Source organism: Flavobacterium filum DSM 17961, assembly GCF_000425465.1.
GTDB lineage: Bacteria > Bacteroidota > Bacteroidia > Flavobacteriales > Flavobacteriaceae > Flavobacterium > Flavobacterium filum.
Genome location: NZ_AUDM01000032.1, coordinates 1 through 11,170, shown reverse-complemented (window position 1 = coordinate 11,170; position 11,170 = coordinate 1). Strand labels below are relative to the sequence as shown.

Below are 11,170 nucleotides of genomic sequence, written 5' to 3'. Positions count from 1 at the left end.
GTCAATTTGAACCGGAATTGGGTGGTCACTTTCAACCGAAATCAGGTGGTCACTTTAAATCGGAATTGGGTGGTCAATTTGACCGGAATTTGCAGTTTTAGTTTTGTGTTCTGAATTTATATTCGTTCTCAGACAATATTGCCCCATATTGATCTACTACTTTCACCAAGCGTTGCAACTCGTCATAATGATAATACATGGTTTGACCGTTGGGGGAAGTCATTGCTTTTAACTTTCCGTTGGCATGATAACTATAAAAGGTTATCTGAGCTGTTGGAAGAGCATTCTGAAGATTTTGATATGCTGTTAACAAATTAGCATTCAATTCAGGAGCACAATCATAAACGGTTACATTTTCAATAGCTGTAATTTGATTGGCAGGAATATTTTGGTGTTGTACTCCCGCTATTTTGGCAACAGGATATTTTTTATTGTAACCCCAGATATAACTTTCAACTGTTTCACTAGTTGGGTCTTCTGAATTTTTGATTTCAATAATATTACCGGCATAGTCATATTTAATAAACATTCTTGGTTCTAAATCTTGCTCACCTTTAGCAATTTTTACCACCGATGGAAACCAACCATTCACATGGTTTGCATATTCATTTTCTCTCACTTGTAAGAGTTCACCATTTCGATAGGTTTCTGTTTTGATGACCTCTGTTAACCGATTATCACCAATCATAGAATCGTATTGTATGTAATCTGAGGGATAATAGTTTACTTGACTAATTGTGCTATTATCGCTTAGGTCAGTAGTTTTGGTTTCTCTGAGTAAATTATAATTACTTTGATCATATCTAAACTCTTGCTCGGTTACCAATTCACCATTAGGGAGATATTCTATCGATGTTTTTTTGATTTGTGCACCGAAGATTGAGGTGGCAAATTGAGGAACAAGTTCATAGTCATAAGCACCATAGTTGTCATAACCAAATATATCATCAGTTTCTAAAATTTGCTCTTTTATCATATTGATTATTGAACTAGTTAAAGGTGAAGGAAATGTACAACTTAAAGCCCCACCAATAGCCAAACCTACCCATTCAGGGTGATAATAAAATAATCCATAATCTTGAATTTGAGGTCTTTTGTATAAGATTAAATGACTTTTACCTTCTCCTAAATCAGGAATAATTCTAACTGAGAAACCAGTATTTGTCGTGTAGTTTTGGTTAGAGTTATCGTTAAAATATCTGTATTCATTTCTTTGTTGATTTATTAGCTCATTATCTTTACTGTATGTACTAATTTCTGTAGGTTTTCCAAAAGTTTCGTTGTGCTCATAATATTTCTCAGCACCACCCAAACTAATGAAACCTGATTGACCAACATTGAATTTATGATGAGTGTAACCCATTTGTATAGAGTCTATTTTATGAATTTCAAAAACAGAGCGATAAACCACATTTTCTTGAGAACTATTTGCTTCATATGCCCCAATATTATATAGTCGATCAATTCCTTCTTGTAGGCTTGTTCCTTGCTGTGTAACATAACAAGACTTTTTATATGATTGGCTTACACTTATTCCTCTATTCTTTTCCAATAATTTGGTAGAGGAATGTAAACCCTCAAAATCATGCGTGTATTGATAAACTTTTTCCGTTGATAATACATCTAGGTTCGTGTAATCTTTAACACTTTTAATTCTAAAACCGGAAACAATATTTTCAAAAATATTTTCATTGTGCCATTCTTTCCGATAAATAACCGCACTATTCCCTGAGGTATTTGCATTGGAAGGGATTCCTATAAGAGTGAGTTGATACGTTCCGGGACTATTCAAAGACAAAATATATCCAGGACTAAACCAAGATCCTAAAGTACCGCCTGTATTGTAAACTCCTGTATAATTTGGCGTTATAGGATCTGTAATACAAAATTGATTTGCATTAATAGTGTTTAAAACAATGTAAGGATCAATACATTGGCTAATTGCCATAAAACAAGTAGAACCTTGTTGTGGAGTTGTATGGTTATGAGACTCAATTGAACAAAATGGCTCTCCCCAATCTGTACACTCTTCAGTAAATGATATTCTTTTTATAAATGCATAACCATTGGTGATTAAATAAAAATTTGAAAATCGAGTCAATCCCTCTTCATGATAAGAAACGGTTTGAAAATCACTTTCAGTTATTGTAAAAGTTACTGTATCTGTTTTAGCTTGCCCCCCCTAAAGTGTCTAACATACAATTACTTACACTTCCGTTGTTTCCAAAACCAGGTGGCGTGTATGCATTGGCTACAGTTCTTATTGATTCTCTTTCATACCCTGTAAAATCCTCTTCAAAACCAGAATGCGGTTCATACTCAAAAATACTATACCCACCAGTTGGGTAAGTAATTTTATACAAAGTGCCTATGGTCATTGTTGGGAAAATAGGCTTTCTAAAAGCACCTTGAACAATTGTTGATCCTAAATTCATCGTTGGGATTAAGTCCAAATTGCTACTTGCTCCATTGTATAATCCATAATAGTCTTGTCCAAATGATTCAATTGATGGAACTGATTCTGGTTGGATATATTCAAAGCTATATTTTTTTTCTTTTCCTTCCAGTTCCTCAATTGGCACAACTGTTTGAGATGCACCAATACTGTTATAACCGCTAATCTTTAGTTCATCTAATTTTAATCTAACTTTTTTTGATCTCAAAACGGGATTCGTTTCCTGAGTAGAACCAAAATAGGAATATGAAAAATCAACTTCTTTGTTGCCGCATTGAAAAGGAAAATCAATGTGCTTTAATGCTGTAAAATTATTATTGTTTTCATAAATTATATCTTCTCTTGGGTCATACGAGAAAAGTGCTACTATTTCATTATTATGTGAAATTGAAGCAATCATTGATTGTGTTGTTTTTGAATATTGATTTACCTGATAATTGTAATTTATTGGGAAATTGGTATTGGTAACATTTGTAAAGGCTTGAGTAGCTGATTTTGAACCTAGAGTAATCTTAAAAGGTTCAATCATTTCATGTTGGTTATAAGTGAAAGTAAAAATATCTTTTCTGTTTTTTGATTCTATTCGAGTGATCAGCCATGAAGAGACATAATTTTGATGAAGATTTTTAGCCTGTAATTGTGAATCATCTCCTAATGTTGTTGTGTTTTCAGTACTATATTGTGTTTGTCCAAAAAAGTATTTTGTTCCATCTTCATCTATTATAATCCATCCAGTTGTTGGATCGCCATTTACTATTAATCTTGGGTTTTTTAATGCACGTGGTGAATATGTTTGTGAATCAAAAATGATATAGTCGTTAATGTTTCCAATGTTAATACTGTAGTAATCATATTGTGTATCAATATCGCCTTCACCTGCACTTCTCAAAAATAATGCGTATTCTTGTGCATCATTCATCGTAGCAAAAGAATGTCTGTTAGCAGTATATTGATTTATTTTTTCTCTAATTTGAGGGTTTTTTGGTGAATTAGCTGTGGCACCATAATCCGGCAATCCATTCACCATAACCGAGATTCTACCACCACACACTAGATTCCAACCCAATCCAACATTTGTAGCTACTTGGTTTACTTTTATTCCACCGGCATCATAGGATAGTGATATAGGTATGTTGTATTCTTTTCCTTGTAAAACATGCAAAGGAATATCAATGTTGGGTTTACCGGTATATAAATTTATCTGTGAGTTACCGTATTTTTCAAAAGCTTCCGCCTCAGGTGATTTTGGGAAGTTCAATAAATTGTTGATTTCTCCGGCATAATTATATCCTCCTGATTCAGATGTATTATCTTGTGCAATTAATTGAATGCTTAAGAATGAAAAAATTAATATAACTATTGTCTTATTCATTTTGCTACTATTTTTGGTTGAAACTTTTCATGATTTTAATCCCGTCTTTTCTTTTCTCGGTGTTGATTTCAATGACATAAATGCCTTCGGGTAATCCACTTAAATCCACCGGAATGGTTCGCTCTTTGGCAATGTCAAAACTTTGCAGTTGTCTGCCTCCTAAATCATATACTGCACAAGTGCCTTTTTCGTATTCATAGCCAATAATTACATTGGTAAACTGTACCACTGGGTTAGGAAAGGCTTCAATAGAGGCTTTCTCTTTCTTGGGTTTCTTTTCATCTTTGAGTTTAACTACCCAAAAATCGTTGTTGCCAACGTGTCCTTTTTTATCTCCCGAAGCTTTTCCGTTTGAAGTCCCGGTTAACAGATAACCACCGTCTCTAGTCAGAATTACTTTTTGCATCATTTCCTCTCCGGTGCTACCTAAAGTACGTTTCCAAATTTCTTCGCCATCAGGTTTTACTTTAATTATGGCATAATCATTTACCTCTCCTTCTTGTTTTTTCTTACCTGTAGTAACGCCTTTTGCATAACCGCCAATAACGATGGATTCATCTTCCTCCTCAATCAAAGAAGATAAAATATCTTGCTTGCCAAAATTGTAGGTTTGTTGCCAAATTAACTCACCTTCTTTATCCATTCTAATGACCCAGAAATCAGTACCCGACCGGTTGCTTTCTTTTTTGTAATTCGATACTCCCGAGTTTGAATTTCCGCCAATAAGATAATCTCCATTTTTGGTTACAATCAAGTCATGTAATTGGTCATCTTTGTCTCCGCCAAGTGTCTTTTGCCAAACAATTATGCCTTTATCATCTAATTTTAATAACCAATAATCACCAATACCATAGTTTTTCTCCGTTTTTGTACCAGATTCAGGCGAATTAGAGTAGCCGCCTACCAAATAGCCACCATCGGGGGAGCAAACGACTTTCTTTACAATGTCATTATACAATCCGCCATAGGTGTGTTGCCATTCTATTTTGCCTTTACTGTCTATTTTAATTATCCAATAATCTAACCCTCCAAAACTGTCTTTTTCTTTCTCTGCTGATTTATCAGAACTCGAAGTGGCCGCAATAATAAATCCGCCGTCCGGGGTTTGTTTAACACTGCTTACTAACTCTTGTGAAGCTCCTCCAATGGTTTTTTGCCATTCTTCACCTCCTAGTGCATTTAATTTAATGATCCATATATCAGTATTTCCTCTACAACTATCTTTTTTAAGAAAACTCTTGTCTGAATCAGAGGTGCCAACCAATAAAAAACCGGCATCTTTGGTCAACACTAGCGATTGAAGAATATCGGATTTGTTTCCACCAAAGCTTTTTTGCCATTCCTGTTCTCCCTCTTCATTCATTTTCCAAAGCCAGTAATCTAAATCGCCATTGCTTTTGTCTGTTTTTCTTCCGGTTTTTCCTGAAAGAGAACTACCCGCTAGAAGAAAGCCATAATCTGCCGTGGGTACAGCATCAAATAAATAATCGGCATGTTTGCCACCTAAAGATTTTTCCCAAATAATGTCTTGGGAGTAAACTGAAGTACACCAAAGCAGCACAACTAAGGCATAACAAAAAGAAGTAATGTGTTGTTTCATATAGCGATTAGGAATTAAATTCTTTTTTTAAACCATTATTTAATTTTCAGCACTTTAGGATAAAAGTATGAAAGCCTTTTTGAAACTTTTTACAGAAAATCTGTAAAATAGTTTGAAATTATTTTTGTATTAGCTTCCAAAAACGTACACCGGATTTCATGTAAAAGTGAGAAATTCAGATAAAATTTATTGCAATTGATTATTAATGTTGTGTTAATAAATCTTACAATAAAATTCTATTTTCAAGATTAAGCAAAAAAAATACAGCAGTCAATCCCTATTTATAGGGATTTTTTATCTCACTAAATTTAGTGATATTTTGTTTAGGGATTTTAGTGGTTTGGGTGAACGGTTTATTAAGAACTAGATATAAATTCTCTGATTCAAACTCATGTTAGTGTTAAAAATGACTAACAAGTTGAGGCTTTAAAGCGTTTTTATTTGAAGATTCTTTTATTTTTCAGTTAGCCTAATTTAATTATACTTCCTATAATTCTCCGCCTGTTCAAAAATTTCTTTATATACCTCGTCACGATCAATTGGAGGATAATCGTTATAAGCTAGAAGAATTATTAAATCTACTTTTAGTTCTGCTTTTATATCTTCACGTTTGCTCCAATCAGTGTATTTGGTTTTGTCGTCAACTACTTCTTTCACGAGTTTTGCAAGATGAATTAATTTTTCATCAGGATAAAGGAAGTCATATTTTACCGTTAGCATTTTTAGAATGTCATAAAATGCCTTTTCTTCTATGTCAACACCCAATGCAATGATTGATTGATTTTCTGTTTTCATTGCAAAATACAAATCCATGATTTCATTGGTGAAATCCTCTAAAACGATACTTTGCAAAACATCGTTTTCATCTCGCTCATTGTATTTTTGAACAATGAATTCTAAACGTTTTGAAAAATCAATACTTGCAATTTTATTGACTCTTTTCATTTTATCAATCGCTTGTTGCAATAGTTTTTGCAATAGTTTAAACTTGGTGTGAGGAAGTTTAATTTTATCTAATTTTGCCAAATAATCGTCTGAAAACAGGTCAATTTCGTTTGCATCGTCTTCACCTAATTTAAAAATTTCCTGCACGCCATCACTTTCAATGGCTTGCTGAATCATGATTCGTACTTTTTCATTCATTTGAGCCGAATCGGGTGCTGTGCCTTTTGTTAGTTTGTAAATGATCGAACGAACTGCCAAATAGAAATGAATTTTATCTTTTTCATTTTCTGAAATCAGTTCACTACCAGAACATAAATCAAATGCAGCTTTCAATCGTTTGACAATATTCATAAATCGGATTTCTAAATCCTTTGTCATTTGTACATATTCTGCTGCTTTGTTCAAAGTAATTAGTTGTTCTAATGGAGAACCATTAAAGTATTTTGTGTCGTCAAAGCGATGAAAAATTTTTGCCAATAGATCTAGTTGATTTTTAACTGTATTGGCTGATTGTTCTACTTCTTCAATGCTAGTTTCTTGATTGGAATTGTAATGAGCCAATGCAAGATTCATTTGCTTTTTAATACCGATATAATCGACTATCAATCCTTTTTTCTTTTCTTTGAATTTACGGTTAACTCTTGAAATAGTTTGAATCAAATTGTGTCTTTGGATAGGTTTATCAATATATATGGTATCTAAGAAAGGTACATCAAAACCAGTAAGCCACATATCGACAACAATGGCAATTTTAAAATTGGAATTTTCAAATTTAAACTGTCTGTCTAGTTCTTTTCTGTATTCTTTTGTTCCCAGCAAATCGTAAAGTTCTTTTTTATCATCTTTCCCTCTTGTCATTACCATTTTAATTTGCTCAATCGGTAATAATTCTCTTTTCTCTTTTTCGCTCAATAATTTAGGATTTTCGGCTTCTTTTACAACTCCCCAATCCGGACGTAGGGCTAAAATATTTTGGTATAGTTGATACGCAATTTCTCGACTACTACAAACAAACATTGCTTTTCCTGCAACTGTCGCTTTTTCTGCAATTCTTTTTTCATAATGCATCACAAAATCTTCTGCAATGGCAGTTAATCGGGAAGGATCGCCTAGAATCACATTCATTTGTGACATGGCTTTTTTACTTTCTTCAATTTGATTTTCATTGCTGCCTTCTTCCGCACATTGCTCGTAGTAATTTTCAATTTCTTGGAGTCTTTCTTGATGGAGCATTACTTTAGCAGCACGTCCTTCATACACTAATGGAACTGTAATTTCATCGGCAACCGATTCTCGCATGGTATAAGAATCAATAATATCACCAAAAACATCAAGTGTAGCATCAATTGGCGTTCCGGTAAATCCAACATAAGTGGCATTGGGCAACGAATCATGTAAATACTTTGCAAAGCCAAAGGTTTTCTTTATTCCGTTTTCAGAAATTACTACTTTTTGATTAAGATTGGTTTGACTTCGATGGGCTTCATCTGAAATACAAATCACATTGGTTCTATCGGTTAGTAGATGCGTATCTTCGGTAAATTTATGAATCGTGGTCAAAAAAACACCACCGCTATTTCTACCTCGCAGAAGTTCTCTTAATTGGCTTCGGCTTTCGACACTAATGATAGTTTCATCACCTACAAATCCTTTTGCATCCGTAAATTGCCCCGAAAGTTGATCGTCTAAATCGGTTCGGTCAGTGATAAGCACAATGGTTGGACTGGCAAAGTGTTTGCTTTTCATCAGTAACCGAGTTAAAAACAACATAGTGTAACTTTTTCCGCATCCGGTTGTACCAAAATACGTTCCGCCTTTACCATTACCTAATGGTTTCTGATTACGTTTGATATTGTCACATAACTTTGTGGCAGCATAATATTGTGGATAGCGACACAATATTTTTTCATTCTTTTTGGAACTGTCCGGGATGTAAATAAAATGCTGAATGATTTCACGAATTCTTTTTCGATTGAACATCCCTTGAATCAGTGTAAACATAGAATCGATTCCATCTACTTCATTGGCCATTCCTTCTACTTTTCGCCAAGCATAATAAAATTCATAAGCTGCAAAAAAGGAACCGGATTTTGTATTAGCACCATCACTAATGACACAAAATGCATTGTATTTGAATAGTTCAGGAATGTCTCTTTGGTAGCGAGTGGTTAACTGAACATAGGCTTCATGCAAGGTTGTGTTTTCCTGAATAGCCGTTTTAAATTCAAACACAACCAAAGGCAAACCATTGATGTAAAAAATCAAATCGGGAATCCGCATTTCATAGCCTTTGATGGCTAATTGATTGACGATTTTATAGGTATTATTATCTTTTTCGGAGTAATCAATTAACTGGATATAAATATCTTTTTGGTTTCGATCTTCTCGTTTAAGTAGGAAACCATCGCTCACCATTTTCATAAATGATTTATTGCTTTCGTATAAATCAGAAGAGGGAAGACGGTCTAAATCCCGAATAATGGTTAGAATTTCATTTTCGGTGATTTTTTCAGCAGCATAATTCGATTTTAAAAAATAGCGAAAATCATCCTCCAGAATTACTTTTTCGGTTGCGATATGACCATAAACTGTTGGCGGTTCTTGCACACCTTGAAATTCACTTTTACGAATCGCTCCACCTACCGAATGATTAATATCTTCGGCTTTCAGCAAGTCTATAAATGCTTGTTCTAGTTGTGATTCGGTGAATTTCATTTTTTTATCGCTTAAATCTTTTCTTCGGCATTCTTAAAATTACTCATTATTTCTTGCATTCTCTCCAAAAGTATTAAAAATGGTTTGGATTCACCAACAATCATATTTTCTTGCATCACTTTATAGTCCTGCTCCCAATCTTTATAAACCGAGTTTGGGGGAATAATTTGCAAACTATCTCTATTGTGTTTGTCATACGTTATGTTACGTAGTGGCGTAACAGTTTTTCTATGCTCTACAATCATATTAAAAAGTGCAAAATCATTATATGCATTTTGAGCATATTCCGTATCCATTAATCGATCTAAATCATACAAGTGTCTTGATAATCGTTCACTTCTTATTTGACCTTCCGGTTTTAAAAATTCTTCATGCAATAGCAATACCTTTTCAATAAAAGTTCTTGTTGGTACTACTACTTTTAATTTTGTTGACTTTTGAGCGAACGGCAAATTTGCAAACTCCTGATCAATAAATGAAATTACTTCTCTTTCTTCAGTAGGTTCCGTAAGAGAACGAGCCCCCATTTCGATTAATACACGAGGTTTTATATAATTATTAGGGTTTGCAACAACAGGATTGTAAAAAAATTCTAAAGTATTTGGATCACTCGTATCATCAACTTTCTCGTTATATTCAATTGCATAGGTTGTTGAGTCGATTCCTAATTTTGAAAGTTGTTCGATTAACTCTTCTCTAAATTCATTTATGATAAATGAACCGGACGCAGCTCGTAATTTTTTGATTGATGTTTTAGAAGGTAATACTTCAAAGCCTAAAAAATTTCTATCAATTATCAAATCTACATCTTCCGAAAAACGATTGATAATGTTGTAGGCTTTACTTAGTGAAGTTCCGCCTTTGAAAATTATATGTTCCGCATATTTGGATTGAAAAATAGCTTGCAACAATATACAAACCCAACCATCTTTTTCTACGGCATAGGCAGGCAATCCGGTTTTTACGGCCGTTTGTGTGATGACATTTTGTTTTTGTTCCGTTGTTAGATTTACCCACATAGTCTAGCTCCTTACTTCTAAAATTCGTTTCTGTACCCAAACCGGTGCAAACTTCAATTGCGATTTTAAAACATCATTGTCAAGTTGTTTTGCAAACGATTTTAATTTTTGCAAATGTGTTTCGGTTACTTTGTGCTGTCCGATTTCTTTGAGTGCTTGTGTAATCAGCATTAATAATTGATCCTTGATGGCTAAATTACGGGGTGTGGTTTTTTTAAATTGTATCGTCCGGTTGCCAATTGCAATGGTTCGTTGTGCTCCATCAGTTAGGTAAACCGCTTTTAAAGGTATTTGAGTAGTAATTCCTAATTGGTATAACGCTAATGAGCCGGTAGGAGCAATGCGTGCTTTGTCTCGTTTTGCAATTTCAATGGCAATTTCTTCGATGGTGGGGTATAACGTGCCTAGTAATTCATCTTTTTTGGGCACTAAGTAAATACCCTGAGCTAAGCGTTCGAGTAATCCTTCTTTTTCTAAACGTGACAATACCTTTCGGATGTTCTCTGAGGAGCCGAATTTTACAAAATCATCTGCGAAAAAAATTTTACCCTTAGATGATTTTTTAATCTTTGATTCTATTTGATTGTGTGACGATTGCACGCTTTTTTTATGCTTAGTTATGTCACAAATTTAGTAAATATTTGTGACAAAAAAATATTTTTTTGCTTTGTTCATTCTGAAAGTGTAAATTTGTAAACAAATTTACACTTTCAGAGCCTACACGGCTTCATTCACTTTTCTATAAATAGACAAAAGTCCATCTTCCTCCAATCTCTCTATAATAAACTGTCCTAAATTTGCCACGTTGTCTTCCGTAAGCGTGTATGTTTTTGAAGCAAAGTGACACCAGTTTGGATTTGAATCGGCATAAAATTTATCTAAGATTAATTCATCTTCTTCTTCTGTAAAAGGAATTGCTTTGTAACGTTCTTTATTTTTCAGCAAACCATTAAGCATTTTAATTGCTATTGCAAATTCCGGTCAAATTGACCACCCAATTCCGATTTAAAGTGACCACCTGATTTCGGTTGAAAGTGACCACCCAATTCCGGTTCAAATTGACC

7 protein-coding genes are annotated in these 11,170 nt (G+C 34.0%); all 7 read right to left on the bottom strand.

All coding sequences use genetic code 11. The features are described from left to right. Positions 1-97: 97 nt before the first annotated feature. Positions 98-2,101: an RHS repeat domain-containing protein gene (locus H601_RS0112605; RefSeq protein ID WP_026711840.1), complete on the bottom strand. Its 2,004-nt coding sequence runs from the start codon at positions 2,099-2,101 to the stop codon at positions 98-100. 67 nt (positions 2,102-2,168) lie between these two features. Next, entirely contained in the window at positions 2,169-3,827 is a 1,659-nt protein-coding gene (locus H601_RS0112600) for a hypothetical protein (protein WP_026711839.1), read from the bottom strand. Between the two features lie 7 nt (positions 3,828-3,834). Further along, positions 3,835-5,427 (bottom strand): T9SS type A sorting domain-containing protein, encoded by a 1,593-nt coding sequence (locus tag H601_RS0112595; protein WP_026711838.1) that lies wholly within the window; start codon positions 5,425-5,427, stop codon positions 3,835-3,837. 474 nt (positions 5,428-5,901) lie between these two features. Next, on the bottom strand, positions 5,902-9,087 hold the full coding sequence (locus H601_RS0112590) for a type I restriction endonuclease subunit R (RefSeq protein WP_026711837.1): 3,186 nt from the start codon (positions 9,085-9,087) through the stop codon (positions 5,902-5,904). A gap of 11 nt (positions 9,088-9,098) precedes the next feature. Next, positions 9,099-10,106, bottom strand: coding sequence for a nucleotidyl transferase AbiEii/AbiGii toxin family protein (locus H601_RS0112585; RefSeq protein ID WP_026711836.1), 1,008 nt, complete (start codon positions 10,104-10,106; stop codon positions 9,099-9,101). Between the two features lie 3 nt (positions 10,107-10,109). Then, the gene (locus H601_RS0112580; RefSeq protein ID WP_026711835.1) at positions 10,110-10,706 is read right to left on the bottom strand and encodes a DUF6088 family protein; all 597 of its coding nucleotides are present in this window, start codon (positions 10,704-10,706) and stop codon (positions 10,110-10,112) included. A gap of 117 nt (positions 10,707-10,823) precedes the next feature. Next, positions 10,824-11,051 carry a hypothetical protein gene (locus H601_RS0112575; RefSeq protein WP_156900405.1) on the bottom strand — a complete coding sequence of 76 codons (228 nt, stop codon included), beginning with the start codon at positions 11,049-11,051 and terminating at the stop codon, positions 10,824-10,826. Positions 11,052-11,170: the final 119 nt, after the last annotated feature.

What these genes read in the sequence shown, in the direction of transcription:
- H601_RS0112600 (WP_026711839.1), bottom strand. Translation starts at nt 3,827, where the DNA reads ATGAATAAGACAATAGTTATATTAATTTTTTCATTCTTAAGCATTCAA.
- H601_RS0112595 (WP_026711838.1), bottom strand. Translation starts at nt 5,427, where the DNA reads ATGAAACAACACATTACTTCTTTTTGTTATGCCTTAGTTGTGCTGCTT.
- H601_RS0112590 (WP_026711837.1), bottom strand. Translation starts at nt 9,087, where the DNA reads ATGAAATTCACCGAATCACAACTAGAACAAGCATTTATAGACTTGCTG.
- H601_RS0112585 (WP_026711836.1), bottom strand. Translation starts at nt 10,106, where the DNA reads ATGTGGGTAAATCTAACAACGGAACAAAAACAAAATGTCATCACACAA.